At 48.2% G+C, this 24,800-nt stretch carries 19 protein-coding genes and 1 pseudogene; 13 read left to right on the forward strand and 7 right to left on the reverse strand.

Translation table 11 applies throughout. The features are described from left to right. Nucleotides 1-472: 472 nt before the first annotated feature. Nucleotides 473-2,245 (reverse strand): hydroxymethylglutaryl-CoA lyase-like TIM-barrel protein, encoded by a 1,773-nt coding sequence (locus F453_RS0109335; protein ID WP_018967783.1) that lies wholly within the window; start codon nt 2,243-2,245, stop codon nt 473-475. A 263-nt stretch (nt 2,246-2,508) separates the two neighbouring features. Between F453_RS0109335 and F453_RS0109340 the strand changes: the two genes are divergently transcribed. From F453_RS0109340 to F453_RS0109350, 3 genes are all read left to right on the forward strand, one after another. Next, nucleotides 2,509-5,337 (forward strand): putative LPS assembly protein LptD, encoded by a 2,829-nt coding sequence (locus F453_RS0109340; RefSeq protein WP_018967784.1) that lies wholly within the window; start codon nt 2,509-2,511, stop codon nt 5,335-5,337. A gap of 33 nt (nt 5,338-5,370) precedes the next feature. After that, nucleotides 5,371-6,543: a trans-sulfuration enzyme family protein gene (locus F453_RS0109345; RefSeq protein ID WP_018967785.1), complete on the forward strand. Its 1,173-nt coding sequence runs from the start codon at nt 5,371-5,373 to the stop codon at nt 6,541-6,543. A gap of 224 nt (nt 6,544-6,767) precedes the next feature. Beyond that, nucleotides 6,768-7,946, forward strand: coding sequence for a MalY/PatB family protein (locus F453_RS0109350; RefSeq protein ID WP_018967786.1), 1,179 nt, complete (start codon nt 6,768-6,770; stop codon nt 7,944-7,946). 84 nt (nt 7,947-8,030) lie between these two features. Here the strand turns inward: F453_RS0109350 and F453_RS0109355 are convergent, their stop codons facing one another. Beyond that, complete coding sequence (locus F453_RS0109355; protein WP_018967787.1) at nt 8,031-8,735, reverse strand: DNA alkylation repair protein; 705 nt, start codon at nt 8,733-8,735, stop codon at nt 8,031-8,033. Nucleotides 8,736-8,984: 249 nt separating this feature from the next. Between F453_RS0109355 and mnmA the strand changes: the two genes are divergently transcribed. Further along, nucleotides 8,985-10,061: a tRNA 2-thiouridine(34) synthase MnmA gene (mnmA, locus tag F453_RS0109360; protein ID WP_018967788.1), complete on the forward strand. Its 1,077-nt coding sequence runs from the start codon at nt 8,985-8,987 to the stop codon at nt 10,059-10,061. Nucleotides 10,062-10,346: 285 nt separating this feature from the next. Here mnmA and rsgA read toward each other — a convergent pair whose 3' ends face one another. Then, on the reverse strand, nt 10,347-11,279 hold the full coding sequence (gene rsgA / locus F453_RS0109365) for a ribosome small subunit-dependent GTPase A (protein ID WP_009236213.1): 933 nt from the start codon (nt 11,277-11,279) through the stop codon (nt 10,347-10,349). A 20-nt stretch (nt 11,280-11,299) separates the two neighbouring features. Next, entirely contained in the window at nt 11,300-11,860 is a 561-nt protein-coding gene (gene frr, locus F453_RS0109370; RefSeq protein ID WP_009236214.1) for a ribosome recycling factor, read from the reverse strand. Nucleotides 11,861-12,042: 182 nt separating this feature from the next. Between frr and F453_RS0109375 the strand changes: the two genes are divergently transcribed. After that, nucleotides 12,043-12,612 (forward strand): HD domain-containing protein, encoded by a 570-nt coding sequence (locus F453_RS0109375; protein WP_018967789.1) that lies wholly within the window; start codon nt 12,043-12,045, stop codon nt 12,610-12,612. 168 nt (nt 12,613-12,780) lie between these two features. Here the strand turns inward: F453_RS0109375 and F453_RS16250 are convergent, their stop codons facing one another. After that, complete coding sequence (locus tag F453_RS16250; protein WP_081619152.1) at nt 12,781-12,999, reverse strand: hypothetical protein; 219 nt, start codon at nt 12,997-12,999, stop codon at nt 12,781-12,783. A 489-nt stretch (nt 13,000-13,488) separates the two neighbouring features. Continuing rightward, nucleotides 13,489-15,042 carry a thiol-activated cytolysin family protein gene (locus F453_RS0109380; RefSeq protein WP_018967790.1) on the reverse strand — a complete coding sequence of 518 codons (1,554 nt, stop codon included), beginning with the start codon at nt 15,040-15,042 and terminating at the stop codon, nt 13,489-13,491. A gap of 449 nt (nt 15,043-15,491) precedes the next feature. Between F453_RS0109380 and F453_RS16255 the strand changes: the two are divergent. From F453_RS16255 to F453_RS0109395, 3 genes and pseudogenes are all read left to right on the forward strand, one after another. Then, a pseudogene (locus F453_RS16255) lies at nt 15,492-15,632 on the forward strand (DUF421 domain-containing protein); the annotation flags it as partial. A gap of 23 nt (nt 15,633-15,655) precedes the next feature. Next, complete coding sequence (locus F453_RS0109390; RefSeq protein ID WP_018967792.1) at nt 15,656-16,957, forward strand: acyloxyacyl hydrolase; 1,302 nt, start codon at nt 15,656-15,658, stop codon at nt 16,955-16,957. Between the two features lie 187 nt (nt 16,958-17,144). Then, nucleotides 17,145-18,248 (forward strand): Mrp/NBP35 family ATP-binding protein, encoded by a 1,104-nt coding sequence (locus tag F453_RS0109395; RefSeq protein ID WP_018967793.1) that lies wholly within the window; start codon nt 17,145-17,147, stop codon nt 18,246-18,248. A 354-nt stretch (nt 18,249-18,602) separates the two neighbouring features. Here F453_RS0109395 and F453_RS0109400 read toward each other — a convergent pair whose 3' ends face one another. Beyond that, nucleotides 18,603-20,429, reverse strand: coding sequence for a DNA polymerase III subunit gamma/tau (locus F453_RS0109400; RefSeq protein WP_018967794.1), 1,827 nt, complete (start codon nt 20,427-20,429; stop codon nt 18,603-18,605). 342 nt (nt 20,430-20,771) lie between these two features. On the opposite strand from F453_RS0109400, the gene F453_RS0109405 reads away from it, so the two are divergent. From F453_RS0109405 to F453_RS0109425, 5 genes are all read left to right on the forward strand, one after another. Continuing rightward, nucleotides 20,772-21,110 carry an FtsB family cell division protein gene (locus tag F453_RS0109405; protein WP_009236224.1) on the forward strand — a complete coding sequence of 113 codons (339 nt, stop codon included), beginning with the start codon at nt 20,772-20,774 and terminating at the stop codon, nt 21,108-21,110. Beyond that, nucleotides 21,094-21,507 (forward strand): hypothetical protein, encoded by a 414-nt coding sequence (locus F453_RS0109410; RefSeq protein WP_018967796.1) that lies wholly within the window; start codon nt 21,094-21,096, stop codon nt 21,505-21,507. The genes F453_RS0109405 and F453_RS0109410 overlap by 17 nt, the downstream gene beginning before the upstream one ends. A gap of 179 nt (nt 21,508-21,686) precedes the next feature. Beyond that, on the forward strand, nt 21,687-22,478 hold the full coding sequence (locus tag F453_RS0109415) for a DUF4369 domain-containing protein (protein WP_018967797.1): 792 nt from the start codon (nt 21,687-21,689) through the stop codon (nt 22,476-22,478). Further along, nucleotides 22,475-23,803, forward strand: a complete 1,329-nt coding sequence (locus F453_RS0109420; protein ID WP_018967798.1) for a dihydroorotase — start codon at nt 22,475-22,477, stop codon at nt 23,801-23,803. Before F453_RS0109415 ends, F453_RS0109420 begins: the two co-directional genes overlap by 4 nt. 198 nt (nt 23,804-24,001) lie before the next feature. After that, complete coding sequence (locus F453_RS0109425; RefSeq protein ID WP_018967799.1) at nt 24,002-24,796, forward strand: vitamin B12 dependent-methionine synthase activation domain-containing protein; 795 nt, start codon at nt 24,002-24,004, stop codon at nt 24,794-24,796. Nucleotides 24,797-24,800 lie beyond the last annotated feature (4 nt).

A 24,800-nucleotide genomic window follows, 5' to 3' on the forward strand; every position in this document is an offset into this window, starting at 1 on the left:
TTAATTCAGCATAAGGATTTTTCCCGTCAACAGAAGGGATTATTAACAACAAAAGCGACCAACTAATATCAGGATACATCACACCTTTTATCACGCCATATCAGTACAAGTCGTTTGTAGTGCCACTACAAGCGAGTTGTAGCGCCACTACAACTTAATTGTAGCATGACTACAAAAGGTTTGTAGTCGCCGTACAAGCAGTTTTGTAGCCACCGTACAAACAGCTTTGTACGACAGAATTAACGACAAAACGCCAAACAAAAGCATTGACGGCGTATAGGAAAAGATGTGATAAAGCCTGCAAAATGTAAAACAAAAGCCACAAGCACAAGGCGTTATGGGCAAACCCATCACTTGAGTTTGCACATTATTCCCTCCCTGCAACCCCAACACATAAAAAAAGCACAGCCTGCAACATGCTGCAGACTGTGCCTCTTATGTTATGTTTTGGGCCTAGGCCCTACATTCTATCTTATTGTGCGCGTTCGATGTAAGCCACCACGTCGCCCTTGTTTACCTTGCTACCTTGCTTGGCATTGATTTCAACCAGCTTGCCACCCAATGCGGCAGGCACGGTAACAATCTCGCCCCAAGTGGCAACAATGTAGCAGAACACTTCGCCTTCCTTATACTCCTTACCGATGTAAGGCTCTACGGTAGGTGCACATTCGCCGTCGCCATTGAACTCCCAGAAGAGCTGTCCCTTAACAGGAGCCACCAACGCATCGGCCTTAGCGTGCTTAAAGGCTGCTAGTTCTTCAACCGACAACTTGCTGCCCATCTTGGCATCCTTAGCCTTTTGCAGGTCGGCCAAGAAGTTCTTCTTAGCCTGTCCACTCTTATAGTTGCGGTATTGTTCAGGGTGCATAGCCAGTTCGAATAGTTCTTCGTTGTCTTGACCATACTCCCAGCCGTTCTCGTCCATTTCTTTCTTGAACTCTTCGAGGTTGTTTGGCAGCAGCGTATGTGGGTCGGCATCGGTAAATTCGAAACCTTTTTCCTTGGCCAAGGCCACCAACTCGGGTGCGATTTCTCCAGGAATCTTGCCACTCTTGCCAAGAATCATACCCCACATGGCATCGTCCATCATCACGAAACGTCCCTTGCCCTGCTCCATTGTAAGGAGGTTCATCAGCGCAATGTTCTTCACATACTGCGAGAAAGGCGTTACGAGGGGAGGATAACCCACACGTGGCCATACGTATTCTACCTCGTTGAAGAGGTTGATAAGCATGTCGTCGGTAGACAATTCAGGTTCGCCCTTCTTCGCACGAATGCTATTGATGGTGCTATGTATACCTGCAAGGTCGGCCATCATACTGCCCATCATACCGCCAGGCAGACCGCAGCCAAGGAGCAACGAGCTCATCAGCTTGTTGGAAGGATTGATAAAGTAGCCCAACCACTCGTCGATGAACTCTTGGGTCAATGCGCGCGCCTTCATATAAGCGCTCATATTGATTTCAGGAACATCGAAACCTTCGTTCTTCAGCATGCTTTGCACCGAGATAACGTCGGGATGAACCTTACCCCAAGACAATGGTTCGATGGCCGTATCGATGATATCGGCACCGTTGTTGCACACTTCCAATACCGAAGCCATCGACAAACCGGGGCCAGTATGTCCGTGATACTCGATGATTATTTCAGGATGCTTGTCCTTAATAGCCTTCGTTAGCTGTCCCAACAACGCTGGCTGACCGATGCCTGCCATGTCTTTAAGACATATTTCCTTAGCTCCTGCCTCTATAAGTTGATCGGCAATGCCGCTATAATATTCCAGCGTGTGCACGGGCGAAGTGGTAATACAGAGCGTTCCTTGTGGAGTCATGCCTGCTTCTGCTGCCCATTTGATGCTGGGGATGATGTTACGAACGTCGTTCAGGCCATCGAAAATACGGGGGATATCCACACCCTGGGCGTGCTTCACCTTGTACATCAGCGCACGAACATCGTCGGGCACAGGATACATACGCAAGGCGTTCAGTCCACGGTCTAGCATGTGGGTCTTTATTCCCACCTCGTTGAAAGGCTTACAGAAGGCCCGAACGCCCTCGTTGGGGTTTTCGCCGGCCAGCAGGTTCACTTGTTCGAATGCACCGCCGTTAGTTTCAACACGCGAGAAACATCCCATCTCAATGATCACGGGAGCAATACGCTCCAACTGGTCTTTGCGTGGCTGAAACTTCCCAGAGCTCTGCCACATGTCTCGATATACGAGGCTGAATTGTATTTTCTTTTTCATAAGTTGCTTATACCAATACTATAAAGGATAATATAGCGGTGCAAAATTAGATAAAAAAAATCAAATACGGCCCATAGATTTGAAGTTTTTGCAGATAGTTAGCATTGCTTGGTTGGCGAAAGGGGATGACAAGTGTGCACACCATCTTATACATCGGCTTGTTGACAACTGTTGAGGCACCTCAAAAAAGCAGCGCGAACAAGTGTTAAAAAGGGATAAGAGCAAGAAGGTTCATCATTTATTCTTTAATTTTGTAGCCTAGAATGCGAAGAAAATCGTTAATTGCCCTGTTGCTGTTTGCCGTCATTTTTGTGACGGCAGGGGTTTATACACCCTTCGTGCAACGAAAAAAGACGTCTAAGACGGCCGCTGAAAGGCAGGCCGACTCCATTCGGCGCGACTCGTTGGCACGCATTGCCAACGACACTACACGCATGGATTCGCTACAACGAGCCATCTATCGCCACAACAAACAAGTGGACGACTCCATCCGTCTTGACTCGATTAACCGACAAAAGAAGAACGGTATCGATGCGCCCGTGGTTTATTCGGGTAACGATTCGCTGGTTTACAACGCCGATACGAAGATGGCTTACCTCTATGGTACGGCCAAAGTGAAGTACGAAAACATGGACCTGGCCAGCGAACGCATACGTATCAGCACCGACAGTAGCGTGGTTCATGCCACTGGTGCACCTGATAGCACCGAGAAAGGGGGCATAAAAGGCAAGCCCGTATTTAACATGGGGTCCGACAAATACAGTAGCGACACCATGGCCTTTAACTTCAAATCGAAGAAAGGGCTTATCAAAGAAGTGCACACACAGCAGCAAGAGGGTTTTCTTTTCGGTCAAAAGGCCAAGCGCGATGCCAACGGAGACATCTATCTTCAACACGGACGATACACCACTTGCGATAAAGATTGTCCCGACTTTTACATCGCTCTCTCTCGTGCAAAAGTGCGTCCGGGTAAGGATGTGACGTTCGGGCCCGCCTATTTGGTGGTGGCCGACGTGCCGTTACCCCTTGCCATACCCTACGGTTTCTTCCCTTTCACTAAGAAATTCAGTAGCGGCTTCATCATGCCTACTTACGGCGACGAGAGCGAACGCGGGTTTTATCTACGCGATATGGGTTATTATTTCGCCCTCGGCGACAAGTGGGACTTGAAGCTTCTCGGAGAAATCTACACCAAAGGTTCGTGGGGTTTCTCGGCCGCAACAAACTATCGCAAGCGCTATCGCTATAACGGCAGCTTCTATTTTAGCTACCAAAACACCAAGACGGGCGACAAAGGGCTACCCGATTACTCGTCGCAAACCAGCTTTAAGTTGCAATGGAGTCACCGACAAGACCCAAAAGCCAACCCTTTCAGCGACCTTTCGGGAAGTGTTAACTTTGCCTCCACCAGCTACGAGCGCAACAACATGAACAGCCTTTACAACCCGCAAGCGCTTACACAGAGTACCCGAACATCGTCGGTAAGTTGGAGTACGCGCTTTTCGAGCATCGGACTAACGCTCAGCGCAACGGGAAACCTATCGCAAAACATGCGCGACTCGAGCATCGCCCTTACCCTACCCGACCTCAATATCTCGATTGCACGCTTCAATCCCTTTAAGCGCAAGCACGCCGCAGGTAAGGAACGGTGGTACGAAAAGATTGCGGTGAGCTACACAGGACAATTAAGTAACTCGATAAACACGAAAGAAGACCGCCTGTTACGTTCGAATTTGGTAAAGGATTGGCGTAACGGAATGATGCACAACATACCTGTTAGCGGGTCGTTTACCCTCTTCAACTATCTCAGTCTTAACCCCTCGCTGTCGTTTACCGACCGTATGTACACCAATAAGATCAACCGCTCGTGGGACATCGCTCAGCAAACAGAACGTCGCGACACAACTTACGGCTTCCATAACGTGTACGATTGGCGCATGAGTGTTTCGGCCAACACCAAGCTTTACGGCTTTTGGACACCCAGCCGAAAGCTGTTTGGCGATAAGATAGTGGCCATTCGCCACGTCATCACCCCACAAGTGAGTTTCAGTTACGCACCCGATTTCGGTTCAGCGCGTTACGGATACTACGCCACTTACCAAAAGACAGATGCGGCGGGTAACGTTTCGCTCGTTGAATACTCACCTTTCGAGGGTTCACTCTTCGGTGTACCCGGACGGGGAAAGACTGGAAGCGTTTCGTTCGACATTGGAAACAACCTCGAAATGAAACTACGCTCCGACAAAGACTCAACTGGATTTAAGAAGATAAGCCTCATCGACGAACTAGGAGCATCGATGTCGTACAACATGGCAGCAGAAAGCAGACCGTGGAGTGACCTTAGTATGCGTCTAAGATTAAAGTGGTGGAAGAACTATACCTTCAGTATGAACGCCGTGTTTGCCACCTATGCCTACGAGTTAGATAAGGACGGAAACCCATACGTGGGAACGCATACCGAATGGGGACGCGGTAGGTTCGGCCGATTCCAAGGCATGTCGCAAAACATTTCGTTTACTCTTACGCCCGAAAAGCTGGCTAAGCTGTTCGGCAAAAAGACGAAAGAAGACGACGATAAGAAACGAAACAAAAACGACGAAGGGCCAGACACGAACATAGAGAGTAACATTGACGACGACATGATTGAGGGACAACGTGGCGCAAGCAACCCTAACAATGGCGGAAAGACCGAAACCGACGAAGACGGATACATGAAATTCTCGATGCCGTGGTCGCTAACCTTTGGTTATGGAGTAACGATGAGCGAGAACACCGACCGTTCTAAGTTCAACTACAAAACCATGCGCTACCCCTATAAGTTTACCCAAACGCTCAACATGAGCGGTAATATACGCCTGAGCGAGGGCTGGAACATCAGCTTCTCATCGGGTTACGACTTCGAAAACAAGAAGATATCCATGACCACGGCCTCGCTACAACGCGACCTTCACTGTTTCAGCATGAGCTGTTCGGTGGTTTTGGCCCCATATACCAGCTATAATTTCACCTTCCGATGCAATGCTTCCACGCTTACCGATGCCCTTAAATACGACAAGCGTAGCGGCTATGGCAACGCTGTGCAATGGTATTAAGCTGGGTTAACAGCAGCAACTAAACATACAAAGATGAAGAAAATAACGCGCGCTATACACCAGCCTTACAAGCGACGCGATGCCTACGATGCTCTAAGCATGCCCGTTTACAACGCCGTGGCCTACGAGTTTGACAATGCACAAACAATGTCCGACGTGTTTTGCGGTCACATCGCAGCTCCCGATTACTCGCGAGTGAGCAACCCAACAGTTGAAAACTTCGAACATCGAGTGAAAGGTATCACTGGAGCTACAGATGTTATAGCTTTCAATTCGGGCATGGCAGCCATAAGCGCGGTATTTATCTCACTGGCCGAACAGGGTAAGAACATCGTCAGTTCGCATCACATGTTCGGCAATACCTACTCTCTGCTTACCTCTACGCTCAAGCGTTTCGGTGTGGAAGCGCGCCTTTGCGACCTCACTAAGCCTGCCGAAGTGGAACGCTTGTTAGACAATAACACTTGTTGCGTGTATTTAGAGATAATGTCCAACCCACAATTGGAAGTGGCAGACATACCCGTATTGGCTGCACTAGCCCACCAACGAGGCATACCTTTGATTGCCGACACCACACTTATTCCCTTTACAGAGTTCTCGGCAAAGACTCTCGGCGTGGACGCCGAAGTGGTTTCTAGCACCAAATACATTAGTGGCGGGGCAACGTCTTTGGGCGGATTGGTAATTGATTACGGCACATACGAGCGCTTGGGACGCACCCTTCGTGGTGAATTGCTCTTTAATTTCGGCGCCTACATGACCCCACAAGCGGCCTATCTGCAAACAATTGGCCTGGAAGTGCTCGATGCACGCTATCGCATACAAGCAGCAAACGCTCTCGAATTGGCACGTCGCATGCAGACATTACCGCAGATTAAGCGAGTAAACTACGTGGGACTGCCCGACAATCCCTATCACGAGCTGGCGAAAAGACAATTTGGCAACACGGCTGGCGCAATGATAACCATCGATTTGGAGAGTAAAGAGGCATGCTTCGATATGATTAACAAGCTTAAACTCATTCATCGCGCCACCAACCTTTTCGACAATCGCACACTCGCTATTCATCCTGCTAGCACCATTTACGGTTCGTACTCGGCCAAAGAACGCCAAGAAATGGACGTATTGGACACAACTATCCGACTTAGCATTGGATTAGAAGACGTGGACGACTTGATGGAAGACATCAGACAAGCGTTGGACTAACTCGTTGGTAAAGGAGTCAGAAGGTTACGATTGAGGTGTTAAGCCAGATGCCTAGCTGCAATATTCAATGCTTCTGCTAGTAAACTAGAAAGGCTAAAAAAGACAAGTAAAACTTGCTAACTCATTAGTCCACAAACATAATTATTAATTCATAACGACAACAACAAAGCATATCACTCCCCTCTCCTCTTGGAGAAGCACTGGGGGTGAGGCCGATAATCATTATGCAAAACTACAACTTCGACCAAATAATCGACCGCAAAGGAAGCGGCTGTATCAAGCACGATACCCTAAAACCACGTTGGGGACGCGACGACCTTTTACCCCTTTGGGTGGCCGATATGGATTTTGCCACGCCACCTTTTATCGTCGATGCCTTGCGCAAACGACTGGAACATCCCATCTTCGGCTACACCGCTACACCCGATGAGCTATGGCAATGCATCATCGATTGGCAACAACGCCTGCACCAATGGCAGGTGCAACGCGAATGGCTAACCTTCATTCCCGGCATTGTTAAGGGCATTGGCTTCGTGGTTAATGTGTTTACGCAGCCTGGCGAAAAGGTCATTATACAGCCACCCGTGTACCATCCGTTCCGCCTTACGCCACTAGCCAACGGACGCGAAGTGGTACTTAACCCTCTAAAACGCAATGTCGACGGCTATTACGAGATGGATTTCGACAACCTTGAGGCCGTATGCGACGAGCAATGCAAGGTCTTTGTGCTGTGCAACCCTCACAATCCAGCGGGTCAAACATGGTCTAAAGCCACGCTGCAACGCCTTGCCGACTTCTGTTACGAACACAACCTCATCGTGATTAGCGATGAGATACACGCCGACATGCCTTTGTTTGATAACCGCCACACACCCTTTGCCACCGTGAGCGACCGTGCAGCAGACATTTCCATCACCTTTGGCGCACCCTCTAAAACCTTCAACATAGCAGGCATTGTCAGTTCGTTTGCCATCGTTCCCAATGCGCAATTGCGCACCAAATTCTTCCGTTGGCTCTCGGCAAACGAGTTAGACGCCCCCACCATCTTTGCTCCCATAGCCACCATTGCGGCCTATACGCAAGGCGACGAATGGCGCAAGCAGATGTTGAAATATATTGAAGGCAACGTGCTTTTCGTAGAAGAGTATTGCAAAAAGCATATTCCTGGGGTTAAACCGCTACGTCCGCAAGCCAGTTTCTTAGTGTGGCTCGACTTCACCGAACTGAAACTGAACCACGCACAATTGCTAGACCTATGCGTAGACAAGGCCTGTTTGGCCATGAACGATGGTGAAATGTTTGGCCCTGGTGGTGAATCGCACATGCGATTAAATGTGGGTACAACTCGCGCCATACTTCAACAGGCTATGGAACAATTGGCCGTGGCCGTGCATAACATTTAGAAAACCATCCTAAAAAAGGTACAGATACAAAAGTGGAGAGTTGCCAACGCAACCCTCCACTTTTCTATATCAACCCTTAACACGTCACCCTTTGCGCATAAAGTGCTTACGTTCTTCGGGCGAAAACTTCTCGATGGCATAGCGCAACATGGTTCGTGGCATCTCCAATCGATGTTTTTCCACAAACAAGCGAAGTCTTTCCACATCGCGTTTGCCTGCTTCGCGCAACATCCAACCGATAGCCTTGTGCATCAAGTCGTGCTTATGCCCCATCATTTTCTCAGCCATGGCGTAAGTATCGTCTAGTTGTTCTTGCCTGATAAAGGCATAAGTAGACACCATCGCGATGCGATTATCCCATAACAAAGGGCTTTCGGCTAGTCGATAGAGCAAGTCGCGGGGCTTGTCTAGCAAGTAGGTGCCGATGGTTTCCCATGCGGCGAGGTCCACGAGGTCCCAATTGTTGATGTATTGGGTATTGCTTAAATAGAAATCCACAAGCTCCTTGCGTTTCGTTTCATCGCCTTTATTAAACTGAATGGTCAGAATAAACAAAGCGCAAAGGCGCACTTCGTGCCACTCCGACTGAATAAGCCGTTGCAAATCGACCTTTTCCACGCCAGCATGAGCCTTAGCCACACGGCGTGTTTCAGGTACAGTAACCCCCAAAAAGCGGTCGTTCTCGCCGTATTGTCCCTTTCCTGTCTTGAAAAAATAGCTCAAATGCGCAGCCTTCTCTGCGCTCCCAAGGGCCTTCAATTCGCTGGTAATGGTGCCTGTTATGTTCATCGTGTGCGTGTATTTGGTTCACTATCTGGGTGAAAACATACAACAAAGTTAACGCATAAAACGCTAAATCACGAACATGGTTGGTTTTAAATAATCCCTCAGATCGTTTTTTAGGTTTTATTCATCCTGTCTTCTGTATATGTTTTCCCAATGTTTACCCCTTGTTATGGCGCTTGTCAACAGGCAAAACAGCGTTAAACATACACCCAAAGACTGGCAATACGCCGATTTTTAGCTATCTTTGCAACCATGAACATCGAAGAATTGCAGGGAAAAAAGATAGCCGTTCTGCTCTCGGGAGGGGTAGATAGCTCGGTGGTGGTGTACGAGTTTAACCGACTTGGACTGCATCCCGACTGCTTTTACATCAAGATTGGGCCCGAAGAAGTTGAAGAATGGGATTGCGCTTCAGAAGAAGACTTGGAGATGGCTACTGCAGTGGCCAAGCGTTTTGGCTGCAAACTAGAGGTGGTTGACTGTCATAAGGAGTATTGGGAACAAGTTACGCGCTACACGATGGATAAGGTGAAGGCGGGATTTACACCTAACCCCGACGTGATGTGCAACCGATTGATTAAGTTTGGCGCGTTTCATGAGAAGCGCGGACACGAATACGACCTCATCGCAACGGGACATTATGCCCAAACGGAATGGATTGATGGCAAGAAATGGCTGGTTACGAGTCCCGACCCAGTGAAAGACCAGACCGACTTCCTTGCGCAAATATACGATTGGCAACTGCAAAAGGCCATCTTTCCCATTGGTCATTACCAAAAGGGAGAGGTGAGAGAGATTGCCGAACGCGAACATCTTATCAACGCCAAACGTAAAGATAGCCAAGGCATTTGTTTTCTTGGCAAGATTAATTATAATGATTACATCCGCCGTTTTCTTGGCGAAAACCCAGGCGAAGTGCTGGAACTGGAAACGGAAAAGAAGATCGGCATGCACCGCGGACTGTGGTTTCACACCATTGGTCAGCGTCACGGACTAGGCTTTGGCGGTGGTCCTTGGTATGCGGTAAAGAAAGATGTAGAACGTAACGTGCTGTTCGTAAGCAAGGGTTACGAACCTGCCACAGCTTATAAGCAAGACTTTAAGGTGCGCGACTTACACCTATTGACAGCTCCCCTCGATGGTCTTGACGTTACTTTTAAGATTAGGCACACGCCCGAATATCATCGCGCACAGCTCGAACCACTGCCCGATGGTGGCTATATCGTGCATGCCGAAACGCCAATGCAAGGTGTTGCGCCCGGTCAGTTCTGCGTTATCTACGATAAAGAACACCATCGCTGCTTCGGCTCTGCTGAAATAGCATGGTGAGTTTATGAGTTTTTGAGTTTCTAAGTTTTTGAGTTTGGGGTGACGTTGTGATGGAAATGCTTACGCAAAGAGATGGTAAGCGTGGTGAGTTTATAAGGTTGTGAGCTTCTAAATTCGTGAGTTTCGGAGTGAAAACCTTTTTAGTTCGCGTGGATGTAAGGTTATGAGAACTAGGGCTCGTAAGGTTATCAGCCTTTAATTTAATGAGCCTGAAACCATACAAGTGTTGAAACAGCAAGGCATATCACTCCCCTCTCCCCTTGGAGAGGGGCTGGGGGTGAGGCTTTAATACGCCTCCCTATACTTGCCTTCGTCCTTATCTTCAAGCATGTTAAGGTACGATTGGTAGCGACTTTGGGCAATATAATGGTCGTTTAAGGCCTGCAACACCGCGCAACCTGGTTCGTGCGTGTGCGTGCAGTTGTTAAAACGGCAATCTTTGGAAAACGCAAATATCTCTTTGAAATAGCTGCTTAGCTCGGTGCGTTCGATGTCGAACGTGCCAAAGCCTTTGATACCTGGTGTGTCGATAACCCACCCACTCTCGGGCAATTCCAACATTTCGCTGAACGTGGTGGTATGCATTCCCGCGTTGTGAGCATTCGATATTTCGGCCGTTTTCAGGTTTGCCGTGGGCAAAAGGCGGTTAATCAGGGTAGACTTCCCCACCCCGCTATTGCCACTTAAAAGCGAAATGCGACCTTTAAGCAAAGCGCGCACCTCGTCAACACCTGCTCCCGTCTCGGCCGAAATGGCCAAACAGTGGTAACCAACCGTCTCGTAGAGGTTTATCACCATCTGTTGGTAGCGCATTTCGTCGTCGTCAAGCAAGTCGGTTTTATTAAACACCAGCACAACAGGTATGCGATAGGCCTCGGCCGAGGCCAAAAAGCGGTCGATAAAGGTTGTGGAGGTTTGCGGTCGGTTAATGGTTACGATGAGCAAAGCCTGATCGATGTTTGCAGCAAGAATGTGACTCTGCTTCGAAAGATTAGACGACTTGCGTATGATATAGTTCTTACGGTCATCAATCGCCGAGATAAAGGCCGTGCCCTCTTGGTTGGTTACAAGCTGAACACGGTCGCCCACCGCCACAGGGGATGTGCTACGTATGCCTTTAAGCCTGAAATTGCCCTTTATCTTACTGTCGACAATCCGCCCATCGTCGGTTTTCACCGTGTACCAACTGCCCGTATTCTTTATTACCAGTCCTTGCATGTTGTGCCTTTGGCGCGGTATTAAACCGTCATTATCTCCTTATTCTTGGCTTCAAGCAGTTCGTCAATCTTCTTGATGAACTTATCGTGCAGCTTTTGGAGTTTATCTTCGGCGTCTTTTTCGTTGTCTTCCGACAATCCGTCCTTGATGGCCTTCTTCAGTTTATCCTTTATTTCGGCACGCACATTACGCACTTCAATCTTGGTTTTCTCACCAATCTTGTTGCATTGCTTGGCCAGTTCGCGACGGCGTTCTTCGGTTGGCTGCGGTATTCCAAGGCGAATCACCTCGCCATTGTTCTCGGGTGTGATGCCCACATCACTGTCCATAATGGCCTTTTCAATGTCGCGAATGGCTTTCTTATCAAAGGGTTTGATGGCGATGGTACGTGCATCGGGTGCCGAAACGTTAGCCACTTGGTTCAGCGGAACGGTCATTCCGTACGATTCAACACGCACGCCATCGAGTATAGCCACGTTGGCTCTACCGGCACGAACACGCGACAATTGCTCTTCAAGATACATCGCCGCCATCTCCATGCGGTCTTGCGCATCCTGTAATGCTTCATTTACGTCTATCATAATACTTGGTTCTTAATTGTTTTAAAGCACAAATTTAGAGAATTATCGCCAATAACCCAAATTGTTTGACCCAAAAAAGCGGTTCAACACACGTTTTCTAGCATAACGCTTGTTTTTCGCTCGCATGTACAATATATATAGGCTGTGCACGTTTAAAAAGAAATTTAAGACCGAAACAGGACATGCAAACAGGTTATCAGGCCGTTATCGACAAATATTATCCGCACAACGATGAGCTGCGACACATTTTATTGACCCACAGCCGAAGTGTGGCCGACTTGGCTTTGGCCTTGGCTAAGCGCCTTCCCGAACAAGACCTCGACCTTCAATTCATTGAAGAGGCGGCCATGTTGCACGACATTGGTATCGTGCGTTGCGATGCACCGTCCATCCATTGCCATGGAACGGAGCCCTATATAGCCCACGGACGCCAAGGAGCAGAGATGCTTCGGGCCGAAGGAATGCCACGCCATGCCCGCGTTTGCGAACGACATACGGGCGCAGGCATCACTCGGCAATCCATCGAAGCACAGCAATTGCCCCTACCCTTGCAAGATTTCTTGCCCGAAACGCTCGAAGAACAGCTGATTTGTTATGCCGACAAGTTTTTCAGCAAAACCAAACTCGACCGCCAAAAGACAGTGGAACAGGCCGAGAAGAGCCTCGCCAAGTTTGGCGAAGATGGTCTAGTACGCTTCCGCGCATGGGTGGAAAGGTTTGGAGAACCGCCAATTGTGGTCCCTGCGACATAGGTTTTGAACTTTCGGCATATAGGTATCTCCACTGTTTTAATGCGTGTATAGGAACGAGCACACGTAAGGAGACACCATAAAAGCATCGTAGCTTATCCCGAATTTCCGTAACGCTTAATACTAGCTTGGCACGATCTAGGCAGTTCATTCCACAGCTTATCATCACCACTAACTCACCCTTCCGCCCTCCAAACGCCATCTTTCATTCTCCACCCGATAAGCTCTTGTAGTGAGCTTTTTCAGCTCCCGCCTTGTTATAGCTAAGTTGGACTCCTGTTCCGGATAAGTTGGAACAGGGTTCCAATTCAACTGGAACAGCATTCCAGTTAACATGGAACAGCCGTCCAAATGATATATAACACGGCGGTTAATGTAATTATGCATCATCAGGACTTAGCAAGCGCATTTTCAGAACGATGAAAATGCGAACGAGGGAGGGGTTTATTGGCAAGTTAGAGATTAGGTTACCATGCCTTTAAAACAAGACTAGGCAAGTAACGAAATGGCAATCTCGCCAACTCATACTACGCTGCGGTTGGCATAACGATTGTGCTTTATCGCGAACTGGCGTATTTTTCTATCTCACGATATTATTCTTCGAACATGGAGAAAGCTTTGATTTAACCTTTCTATTCATCTTTCCGAAACTCCCCAGAACCTTATGCAATACAGGAGAAGGTGACAGGAGCAGAGGCATAAAAAGAAAAGAACCTAGCATCACGCTAGGTTCTCTCTCAAAGAAAATTGATGACTAAATATATAACTTTTTGACAATATAAAATATGCTACTCCATTGTTTGCAGCCAGCTTTTCGGTTTTCATTCAGCCTATTGCCTACTGCTGGGGCTTTATCACCAATTTAATACAAGCGTGAAGTTACTTGTAAAACTTCAACTTCTCTATGCCGAAGTTCAACGACACTTCTTCTTTCGTATCGCGCAAGTTCAGCGGATTCTTGTCAGTATCATAAAGTTTTTCCACTTCTACACGACCAGTTCTCTTGCCTTCTCTTACCAAAGTCTCGAACAAAGGTATCTCAAAGACATACTCTTTCTTAAATCCGTCGTTCTCGTTTTTCCTATCAAACACCACGGTAATTTTCTCTCCACTCTTATAATTAGGGATATTATGTCGTGTACGCTTGCTCCAGTAATCGAAAAAGAACTCTGTGCGCTGCTTAGGGTTATCTCCTACCTGTATAAAACCTCTGCCTGCATTGAGCTTCCTACCCGACAAGGCCTTCAGTTCGTCTAAAACAATCAGGTCAAAGCTTATTTTCGAGAATTCGCCAGCATAGGGATCGTTCTTGGTGTACTTAGAATAGATCACCGTTTTAAATGTGCGGTTCGTCCCAAGTTCCTTCAATTTGTAGGCAATAGGCACTCCAGGGTTTTCAGTACTTAAGCGTGCGCCTTCCCCGATGAACTTCTTCACATCCTCCAAGCTGATTGCAGCCAACGAACCTAGCCTGGCATCGCCACCCAAGACACGTCCTTTGATGGTGGATTCTTTAAGTAAGTCGTTGTAAGCAGCCTCTGCTTTGGCGCCAATCTTTCCGCCCAACACAGACGCTTGCAGCTTAGCTTCGGCCTCTTTCTTAGTCATGTTAGTCTCAATACCCAAAAGCAAGATGCGCCCATACTTCACAGAAGAGACAAATAAAGGCTTTTCTGCTCCGAATTCCCTTTTGTATTCAAACTCTTTAGCAAAGAAATCCGATGGATTTTTGGGTAAGTCGATGCTCAGTTCATAGAAAACCTGCTGCACTTTCACAAGAAAACGGTTCTTTTCCTTATCAAAACTGAAACCAGCACTTGCCTCTACGCTGTTGGCAACACCCTTATAGTTGCCACCCATAGCCATTTTAAGGTGCGCTTTGTCGTAAACCTCCTCGATAGAATAGGTGAGATTAGCCCCAGGAGCATTGAAACCACGACTAAGTAAGTCGTTAATGGCCTTTCTAACGCTTGACAGCGAGGGGTGCTCAACCTTTATTGTGGGGTCGGAACTGCCAGGAAGGTCGGTTGAAAGTACAATTGGAGCGCGCTCGGTTTCAATGGGGTCATACTCTCCTTCAACCACACTCTTCGCCCGAAGCAGTGCACCAGGATAGAAAACGTTCTTATCATCCGAGAAAAGAAGTTGTTCTTCGAACTCTTTTGCTTGTTCATAGAACTCCTTATTTGAACCTGCTCTTGTATTTATTAAGGCATATTCGAAGGATGCAGGTTTGGGATCGGCCACTTTTCTCTCCGAGAAGGGGTCGATTTGTTTCACCGATGGCATGGTACGTACATACGAATTAATTGCTGTTTGGAAAGTTCCATTCCCTGTGTTTGTTCCCAAATCCCCGTCTTTATCATTGCCACAGGCACATACGAGGACTGAAAACATAATCATTAGTTCTTTTCTTACTGTTAACTTCTTCATTGTGTTTTGTTGATTAGTTACTATTTTTCAAATCAATAAGTGATTCGTGTCTGTCAATGTATTAATCAAAAACCCTAGTAAAGCTTGCTTCTTTGCTTCTATCATTATATTTTTTTTAACATTAATGAGTGTTTTACTGCGAACAATCCGATAAGAATTTACGGGAAAGAAGACATCCTCTAAAAGTTCCCAATGTGGTATTATCCTATCGCATTATTAATGATTTAGAATTGAAGCGCAATGTTCACTGCTCTTAGATAAGCCTTTAAAGGAATGCAGAACATCATTGCTTACTCTTTTTCCGCCACTACTCACTACCCCCGAAAGCATAATTGACAACTGCCAAAAAGAAAAAGGAAGCCTCAAAATCTCTCCAATACCAGTTAGCCCTATATAGTTATCTCCATCCCCAGACATACATTTTAACGCCAGCGACGATGGTCGTTCGCATGCATTTTCCTATCTTTGTAACAATAAACCACAATCATAAAACTGTAACAAAGATGCAATATTTCGAAATCGCCGTTAAGCTGATAACGGGCATGATAGGTATTCTGGTCTTTCTGCGCATTGCAGGTAAGGCGCAGATGGGTGCTTAACTAACGATGTGATAATGCTTTTTACAAACGACGAAAGGAGAAAACCAAACGGCACAAGGCAAAGAACGATAAGACTCGGCATAACTTTGTGCACGCTTACATTGGCGTTCGCTACAGCTTTTGCCCAGCAAGCAGATAGCGTTTCGCGATGGGGTGTAAGCCTTTCGGCCATGAAAGGGAAGGTGGTGGCTACCGACCAATACGTGAAAAAATGGCTGAAACGAGGCGACAACCTTTCTCTGGCCCTCGAATTGATGCGCGCACCGCTGCCCCAAGACAGCGATGCCTTTGCCGCCGACTATGGCAATCCCACTTTCGCTTTCGGCTTGCGCTACACCTTTAACAATGCGGTAAGACTTCATCGCGATGCGGATGCCGACTGGGGACAGATTGTGCCCGTGGCCTACGATTCGCCCTTGGGCAACACCCTCTCGCTCTACACCACCTTCTATCGACCCCTTCATCGCTCACGAACATGGGAAACGGCCTATTCGCTCAGTGGTGGCGTGGGCTTTTCATCGTCTATATATAATAAGGAGAACGCCATCGACAACGAGTTTATCGGGTCGCATGTCTCCATCTATTTTGCTGCGGGACTGCACCAAACCCTGCACGTCGCACCGCAATGGGGGCTGCGGGCCTCGTTAGAGTTTGTGCACCACAGCAACGGGGCTCTGTATCGGCCTAACAAGGGCAGCAACACCGTGGGCGCATCGTTAGCTTTGCTGTACACGCCTTACTACGAACAAACGTTGCGCGCAGAGCAAACGCTTCGCAAAAAGCCATTCGAACGGGGCATGTACCTCAACTTCACGGCTGGCTTTGGGGCGAAAACATTGCTCGAAGACTGGCTATTAACGCAGTTTGGCACACCACCCGACCACCCCGACTACCGCACAGAACACTTTCGCATCTATCCCGCCTATTCGATACAGGCCGATTTGATGTGGCGATATGCACGGCGTTGGTCGTCGGGTCTGGGCGTAGACGCGTTCTACGGAACATACGCACGACGCATAGAAGAACTTGACCAACAGGCGGGATCCACACTTCGCCACTCGCCTTTTTCACTAGGCTTGGCCGCCAAACACGAGGCCCACTATGGCCGTTTGTCGTTAGCCGTATCGCTCGGCGTGTACCTCTATCGCCGAATGGGTGCCAATGCCAAGATTAACGAGACACCTTATTACGAACGAATAGGCTTGCATTACGCCCTGCCTTGGCTCAATGGGCTAACCGTAGGCATGAACGTAAAGGCCCATAAAACAAAAGCCGACCTTACGGAGCTAGTTGTCAGCATGCCCATACGGCTGTAAGCAAGGAATACGAAAAAAGCATTTGCACCATAACAGCAAAGCATATAACTCCCCCTCTCCCCTTGAAGAGGGGGCGAGGTGAGGCAGATTGCGGGCGGAGGTATGGTCGATTACCATATTTCCCCCTTTTGTTTGGCGCATACCCAATTTATACTTACATTTGCATAACAAAAACAACAAAAACATCATGACATTATATCCCAAATTGATAAAAGACGCCCTAGCAACCGTAATGTATGCTGGCACGAAAAAGAATATCATCGAGAGCGGTATGCTTGCCGACGACGTGCACATCGATGGCATGAAGGTAAGCTTCACGTTGCTCTTCCCCAAGGAAACCGACCCTTTCTTAAAGTCGACCATCAAGTCGGCCGAGGCGGCCATACACTATCACGTAAGCCCAGAGGTAGAGGTAGAAATAAAGACCGAATTTGCTTCTAAGCCTCGCCCCGAAGTGGGTAAGCTACTGCCACAGGTAAAAAACATCGTTGCCGTTAGTTCGGGTAAGGGTGGCGTGGGCAAAAGCACCGTGTCGGCAAACTTGGCCATTGCTCTTGCCCGATTGGGTTACAAGGTGGGCCTATTGGATGCCGACATCTTCGGTCCGTCAATGCCTAAGATGTTCAACGTTGAGCAAGCGCGCCCATACGCTTCAAAGGTAGACGGTCGCGATCTTATCGAACCCATCGAGCAATATGGCGTTAAGCTGCTTAGCATTGGCTTTTTCGTAAACGCCGAGACAGCCACCTTGTGGCGCGGAAGCATGGCCAGCAACGCCTTGAAACAACTTATCGCCGACGCCGACTGGGGAGAACTGGACTATTTTATACTCGACACGCCACCGGGAACGAGCGACATACACCTCACCTTGCTGCAAACGCTGGCCATTACGGGTGCGGTTATCGTTAGTACGCCACAAAGCGTGGCCTTGGCAGATGCTCGAAAAGGCATCGACATGTACCGAAACGAGAAGGTGAACGTGCCTATATTGGGACTAGTAGAGAACATGGCGTGGTTCACACCTGCCGAATTGCCCCAAAACAAGTATTACATCTTTGGCAAAGAGGGCGTTAAACAACTGGCAGATGAAATGAATACGCCCCTATTGGCACAAATTCCACTGGTGCAAAGTATCTGTGAAAACGGCGACAAAGGCACACCCGCAGCCCTAGATGCCGACACCATGACGGGTCAGGCCTTTATCAACTTGGCGCAAGCGGTGGTTACGGTGACCAACAGACGTAACAAAGAGCAGGCTCCGACCAAGATTGTTGAAGTGAAAAATAGTTGAACGAAAGACACGTTAATAACAAAACACGCCAGCCAGGTTTAACTGGTCATGGCGTGTTTTGTTATCATGTAAATAGAAAGCATTGCGTTAACAAGCACCTAATATATGTTTGTTTAATTAGCGAACCCTACCGCATGTCCCGTAAAAAGTATCGGTTTAGGCATTAATTACCTTCAAATGGTGAAGCACATAGTTAGGGCTAGGTCAGTACAAGTTAGCTTGTAGTGCGACTACAAGACGTCTGTAGCGTGACTACAAGAGGCTTGTAGTTTGGCTACAAAGCGTTAGTAGTGTGACTACAAAAGGCTTGTAGCGGCAGTACAAAAGCCTTTGTACTGTTTAGTAGGCCACTAACTAGGTGAGTTCTAGCCCAAGCGCGTTACGCAGATTGTCTATCGCGGGATTGGCCTTGAGCATGTTTTCGTAAATCTCTTTTTTGGAAAGGATGCGTTTCATCTCTTCCACCTTGGCCAAGCGAATGTGAAGCCGTAGCTGCCCGTTGTGCAAATATTTGGCCAGCCCTCCCTCAATTCGGGTCTTAATATTGTTAACCTCCTCCAAAACAATCTCGTTATCGGCCAACACCTCTATGTTAGGAAACTCGGTGATACGAGGCGACATGTTCTTCATTCTCGTTGCAATGGCAATCATAGCTTGTGGCATGCGGTTGCAAAGCGCCATCCACTGCAGTTCGAGGTCTTCTTGCGAGAACACGTTGTTCTCCTCTTTATTGGTAATCTCGTCTTCTTTAACGTATCCAGGCTTTTCAGGACCACGCTTAAGATCGGCAAACGACGTGCCCACCTTACCCAATTTGAGTTTTCCAAGGGGCATAGCCGTGCGCAGTGGAGTAGTTTCTTGCTCGTTCGCCTTAGGCATTTCAACTGCGGGTTGAGAAGGATAAGGCGTTGTTTTCGCTTCAGTGGCGTTGGCCAAAGCCGTTTCGGGGCGCGTTGCCATAGGTGTGCGCACCAGTGGTTTCTCCCCACCGACCACCTGTTGAGCCGGTTTAGGTTGGGGAGTGGCAAGTTTTCTGAACAGGGATTTTAAGCTCTTGGGGCTACGCCCCGCAGCAGGTTCGTCGTCGGGTTGTGTCACCTGCGCCACCTGTATAAGCGTAAGCTCTACCAACAAGCGCTTGTTGCTACTCGCCCGATAATGTATGTCGCACTGGTTCATAACCTGCAAGGCCTTGTAAAGGAACTTTGTGGGGCATTTTTGTGCCTGTTCCTTAAAACGTTCGCGTTGACGTGCACTCACTTCCAGCAGTGGCAGGGTGCTCTCGTCTTTTGCCATCAGCACGTTGCGCACGTGCGTAGCCAGTCCGTTTACAAGATTTCCGGCATCAAAGCCCTTGGCAATGATGTCGTTGACCAGCACCATTATGTCACTCACCTTGTTTTCTAAGGCAAGGTCGATGATGTTAAAGTAATTATCGCTGTCAAGCACGTTGAGGTCGGCAATTACACTATCGTAGGTAAGGTTGCCTTGTGCGAAGCTGGCAGCTTGGTCGAATATGGAGAGCGCATCACGCATACCGCCATCCGCTTTCTCGGCAATCACGGCCAAGGCCTCCTCTTCGTAGGCAACACCTTCATTCTCGGCAACACGCTTTAGATGGTCGATGATGCCGGGAACGGTCATTCGCTCGAAGTCGTAGATTTGACAACGCGACAGGATAGTTGGTAAAATCTTGTGCTTCTCGGTGGTGGCCAAGATGAAAATGACGTGTGCGGGTGGCTCTTCAAGTGTTTTAAGGAAAGCATTAAAGGCCGCCGTGGAAAGCATGTGCACCTCATCGATGATGAAAACCTTATATTTGCCCACCTGCGGAGGTATTCGTGTCTGGTCCATCAGTGTCTTGATGTTTTCCACCGAGTTGTTACTGGCCGCGTCTAGTTCGAAAATGTTGTACGAACGTTGGTCGTTAAAGGCCTGACAACTTTCGCAATGGTTGCAAGCTTCACCCGTTTCGGTGGGCGTAAGACAATTTATGGCCTTGGCAAAGATGCGTGCGCAGGTGGTTTTCCCCACTCCTCGCGGACCGCAAAAGAGGTATGCGTGCGCCAATTTTCCACTTTTCACCGCGTTTTTCAGCGTGGTGGTAAGGGCCGATTGCCCCACCACCGAGTCGAAAGACACGGGGCGGTATTTGCGCGCCGATACGATATATTCTCCCATAAGTGATACTTTGTATTTCGTTATGTGTGTGGTGTGGCATTGGGGGACATGCCCCTCGCCGTATGGGTGTGGTATTTTGTAACCTGTCTTGCAAAGTTACGCATTATTTTTGGCTTTTCTTTTGCTTCACACTTTTTTATTGTTTCTGTCTTTTTTGCGCTTTGCTGGTGTTGTGTCGCTTGCCCATCTAAAGCAGGGTTATGAGCACTCGTAGAACGCAGATATAGCGTGTGCATTGGCCTAAAACACACTTACTTTTGCAATATTTACATAATAAGTGGGCTTGCGGTGCGTGGCGATTGAAAAAAAAGTTGTAAGTTTGCAACAGATAACAAAGCTACAATGAACAGCAAATGGAGTGAAGTGGGCAGGATGATTAACCACTACCGTTACCTTATCGTAGTGGTGGTGGGCGTGCTTATCGTTGGTTTCGTCGACGATAACAGCTTCATGCGCCGTTTGCAGTATGAGCTCCAGATAAGCGACTTAAAAAAACAGATAAAGGAATATAACGAACGCCACAGCACAGACACCGAACGGCTTCGCCAATTGAAGCGCGATCCCAAGGCCATCGAGAAGATAGCTCGCGAACGCTACTTTATGAAAGCCGACGATGAAGACATCTACGTGCTGAGCGACGATGAGAAACCTACACAAGAGCAAGATGAAACAACTGAATAGATTCCAATCCATCCTCTTCGCCATAGGTGGCATGCTGATGGTGATTGGTGCGGGTTGCTTTGCATTTATGTGGCAACAGCAAGTGGTATGCTGGCTTTTCCTTGCGGGGGCAAGCATGTTCACCCTGATGCAATCAATGCAAACCTACGAGGGTAGCAACTTTGTGATACGCCGACTAAAACGCATTCAAGCAGTGGCCAATATTTTCTTTATGCTTGCGGGCATACTGATGGTAGACACGGCCTACATGTTTTTCCGTCCACTTTTCAACAGTTCCATCGCCTACATAGACTTTTTGTATAACAAGTGGGTTGTGTTGCTGCTCATAGCAGCCTTCTTGGAGATTTACAGCATGCATCGTATAGACTCTGAGATGAAAAAAGACAAGAGCCAATAAGTGGCAAACAAACTTACACCTCTTTTATATATACCCGCGCAAAAGACTACATTTGGCAAATATAATATTTCTCAAAAAATACTTAAAAGTCGGCATGTTTGGATTAAATTGCATGAAAATAATTCGATAGCCCACAAAAGCGTATTATCTTTGTGTGACAAGACAGAAACACTCAACTTATGAATAAACTTCTATATACATTGCTCGCGTTGGCGTTGCTCACATCGTGCGGAAGCAGCTACAATATCGAAGGCACTTCTAACATTTCTACCCTTGATGGCCGAAAACTATACCTGAAAGTGCTAAAAGATAACGAATTCAAGAAGTTAGACTCGTGCGACGTGGTGCATGGCAAGTTCGGCTTCTCGGGTTCGCTAGACTCTGTGCGCATCGCCAACATCTTTATGGACGAAGAAAGCGTGCTGCCGCTGGTGCTTGAAAGTGGCAACATCGTGGTGAAACTAGACGACGCGCAGCAAAATGTATCGGGAACACCCCTCAACGACAAACTGTTTAAGTTCTTTAACAAGTACAACCAACTGAAAAACCAAGAACAAGAACTGGTGCATAAGCACGACCAAGCCATCATGAACGGTAGCAATATGGACGTGGTTAGCGCCCGATTGAACAGCGAAGCTGAGCGTCTGTCTGTACTTGAAGACAAACTTATCACCTCGTTCGTATGCGAAAACTTCGACAATGTATTAGGTCCTGGCGTCTTTTTCATGGTCACCATCGGTTACGATTACCCCGAACTAACACCTTGGATTGAAGATATCATGAGCAAAGCCACCGACAAATTTAAGAACGACGCTTACGTGAAAGACTATTATGCCAAGGCACAAGAAAACCAGCAGATAATGAACGGCATGAAAGACATTCCGGTGTCTGCCACCACGCCCACAGCTGGTATGCCACAGGCGACGCCTGCGCCCACACCAAGCGACTTGGCTAAGCCCGCAAAAAAATGAGAAAACTAATTTACGGTGCAACGATTGTGAACGAGGGAAGGAGCTTTAAAGGCAATCTGACCCTCAACAACGACCTTATCGAAAGCGTGGTTGAAGGCGACGTTTTGCCCGAAGAGCACTTCGACCAACGACTGGATGCTACGGGATGTTTGGTTCTGCCAGGCGTGATAGACGACCACGTGCACTTTCGCGAACCAGGTTTAACGGCCAAAGCCGACCTCGAAAGCGAGAGTCGCGCTGCTGCATACGGTGGCGTAACGACGTTTTTCGAGATGCCCAACACCGTTCCGCAAACCACCACACTCGAAGCGCTGAACCAAAAACTGGAACTTGCGCAAAGCAAGAGCCATGTTAATTATAGCTTCTTCTTTGGAGCCACCAACCAAAACGCCCATTTTTTTGAGCGTTTAGATACCAAACGCGTGCCAGGCATTAAGCTTTTTATGGGCGCTAGCACAGGAAACATGCTTGTAGACAGGCTCGAAACGCTTGAAAACATCTTTAAGCATGCACCGCTACCCATCATGACGCACTGCGAAGACACGCAACTCATCAACCAAAACATGGCCGAGGCCAAACGTTTGTATGGCGACGACCCTGCTGTGGAGCATCATCCAACGATTAGAAGCACTGAGGCTTGCTACCATTCGTCGGCCTTAGCCGTGGAGTTAGCCACCAAATACGGGGCGCAACTGCATGTGGCACACCTCACAACAGCACGAGAATTATCACTTTTTGGCAGAGATCCGCGTATCACAGCCGAAGCGGTGATTGCCCACCTGTGGTTCTGCGATGACGATTATCGCACGCTTGGCACCCAGATAAAATGCAACCCTGCCGTAAAAACTCGTTCCGACCGCGACGCTTTGCGAGCAGCACTAACGGATGGGCGTATCTCTGTGGTGGCCACCGACCATGCGCCGCACCTCGTTTCCGACAAATTGGGGGGCTGCGCCAAAGCTGCTTCGGGCATGCCGATGGTGCAATTTTCACTACCTGCTATGCTCGAGCTCTGCGAGAAAGGTGTATTGACGGTGGAAAGGGTGGTAGAACTGATGTGCCATGCACCTGCACGCCTATTCGCCATTAACAAACGTGGATTTATTAGGCCTGGCTATAAAGCCGACTTAGCCATCGTACGCCGCAGCGAACCATGGACCGTAACCAAGGATTGCATACAGAGCAAGTGTCAATGGAGTCCCATGGAGGGCGAACAATTTCACTGGCGAGTGGTACGAACTATTTGCAACGGACATCTGCTACTGGATGAAGACGGCACGTTCGACACCCATTATCGCGGTGAAGAGGTTGCTTTTTGCCATTAAAAGGGGAAAGGGTGAAAAGGTGAAAGAATGAAAGGATGGGAAAAGTGAAAGGATGAAAAGATGGGAAAGGTGAAAAAATGAAAGGGTGAAAAGGTGGAAAGGTGAAAAAATGGCTAACGCCAACTATTCATTTGGCTTAACTCCATAACTCCTTAACTCCATAACTCCTTAGATCCTTAACCCCCTCAAAGATACAGAATGATTTTAAAATACAAGGTCAACGACATACGTCCTTACATCAGCTGGCTGTACTTTTACCACACATGGGGCATGAGTGGTAAGCCTGCAGACGAGAAAGAGAAGTTGCGTAAAGACGCAGAAGAGATGCTCGACATGATGGAAACGCGTTATAGTACACATGCCGTGTTCGAACTTTTCGATGCCAATAGCGACGGCGACGACCTTCTTTTGGGCGACATGCGCTTGCCCCTACTACGTCAGCAGAAGCAAAAAAGCGCAGGCGCACCAAACCTTTGCCTCGCCGACTTTGTGCGACCGCTGTCCAGTGGCATAAAAGATAAGGTGGGCGCATTTGCCACGACGGTAGACGCAGGCATTGAACACGACTTCAAAAACGACGACTACAAGCAGATGATGGCCAAGGTTTTGGGCGAACGATTGGCCGAAGCAACGGCCGAACGCATGCACGAGGAGGTGCGGAAACATTATTGGGGTTATGCGCCCAACGAGCAATTCGAACCACAAGAGTTGCTTAATGAGCCCTATCAAGGCATCCGTCCGGCCATTGGCTACCCCTCGCTGCCCGATACAAGCGTCAATTTCTTGCTCAACGAGCTTATCGATATGGGCGCTATCGGCATACATCTCACACCCACAGGCATGATGCAGCCCCACGCTAGTGTGTCGGGTCTGATGTTTGCACATCCCCAATCGAAGTATTTCGATCTGGGAAAGATAGGCGAAGACCAACTGGCCGACTACGCAAAACGCCGCGGTGTGCCATTAAACATGATTAAAAGGTTTGTGCAATAAGCGC

The organism is Hoylesella loescheii DSM 19665 = JCM 12249 = ATCC 15930 (assembly GCF_000378085.1).
Lineage (GTDB): Bacteria > Bacteroidota > Bacteroidia > Bacteroidales > Bacteroidaceae > Prevotella > Prevotella loescheii.

Excerpts from the sequence above, each read along its gene's own strand:
- F453_RS0109350 (WP_018967786.1), top strand. The coding sequence starts at position 6,768 with ATGCAAAACTACAACTTCGACCAAATAATCGACCGCAAAGGAAGCGGC.
- F453_RS0109395 (WP_018967793.1), top strand. The coding sequence starts at position 17,145 with ATGACATTATATCCCAAATTGATAAAAGACGCCCTAGCAACCGTAATG.
- F453_RS0109425 (WP_018967799.1), top strand. The coding sequence starts at position 24,002 with ATGATTTTAAAATACAAGGTCAACGACATACGTCCTTACATCAGCTGG.
- F453_RS0109345 (WP_018967785.1), top strand. The coding sequence starts at position 5,371 with ATGAAGAAAATAACGCGCGCTATACACCAGCCTTACAAGCGACGCGAT.
- mnmA (WP_018967788.1), top strand. The coding sequence starts at position 8,985 with ATGAACATCGAAGAATTGCAGGGAAAAAAGATAGCCGTTCTGCTCTCG.
- frr (WP_009236214.1), bottom strand. The coding sequence starts at position 11,860 with ATGATAGACGTAAATGAAGCATTACAGGATGCGCAAGACCGCATGGAG.
- F453_RS16250 (WP_081619152.1), bottom strand. The coding sequence starts at position 12,999 with ATGATGCATAATTACATTAACCGCCGTGTTATATATCATTTGGACGGC.
- F453_RS0109340 (WP_018967784.1), top strand. The coding sequence starts at position 2,509 with ATGCGAAGAAAATCGTTAATTGCCCTGTTGCTGTTTGCCGTCATTTTT.
- F453_RS0109415 (WP_018967797.1), top strand. The coding sequence starts at position 21,687 with ATGAATAAACTTCTATATACATTGCTCGCGTTGGCGTTGCTCACATCG.
- F453_RS0109375 (WP_018967789.1), top strand. The coding sequence starts at position 12,043 with ATGCAAACAGGTTATCAGGCCGTTATCGACAAATATTATCCGCACAAC.
- F453_RS0109335 (WP_018967783.1), bottom strand. The coding sequence starts at position 2,245 with ATGAAAAAGAAAATACAATTCAGCCTCGTATATCGAGACATGTGGCAG.
- F453_RS0109410 (WP_018967796.1), top strand. The coding sequence starts at position 21,094 with ATGAAACAACTGAATAGATTCCAATCCATCCTCTTCGCCATAGGTGGC.
- F453_RS0109355 (WP_018967787.1), bottom strand. The coding sequence starts at position 8,735 with ATGAACATAACAGGCACCATTACCAGCGAATTGAAGGCCCTTGGGAGC.
- F453_RS0109405 (WP_009236224.1), top strand. The coding sequence starts at position 20,772 with ATGAACAGCAAATGGAGTGAAGTGGGCAGGATGATTAACCACTACCGT.
- rsgA (WP_009236213.1), bottom strand. The coding sequence starts at position 11,279 with ATGCAAGGACTGGTAATAAAGAATACGGGCAGTTGGTACACGGTGAAA.
- F453_RS0109400 (WP_018967794.1), bottom strand. The coding sequence starts at position 20,429 with ATGGGAGAATATATCGTATCGGCGCGCAAATACCGCCCCGTGTCTTTC.
- F453_RS0109420 (WP_018967798.1), top strand. The coding sequence starts at position 22,475 with ATGAGAAAACTAATTTACGGTGCAACGATTGTGAACGAGGGAAGGAGC.
- F453_RS0109380 (WP_018967790.1), bottom strand. The coding sequence starts at position 15,042 with ATGAAGAAGTTAACAGTAAGAAAAGAACTAATGATTATGTTTTCAGTC.
- F453_RS0109390 (WP_018967792.1), top strand. The coding sequence starts at position 15,656 with ATGCTTTTTACAAACGACGAAAGGAGAAAACCAAACGGCACAAGGCAA.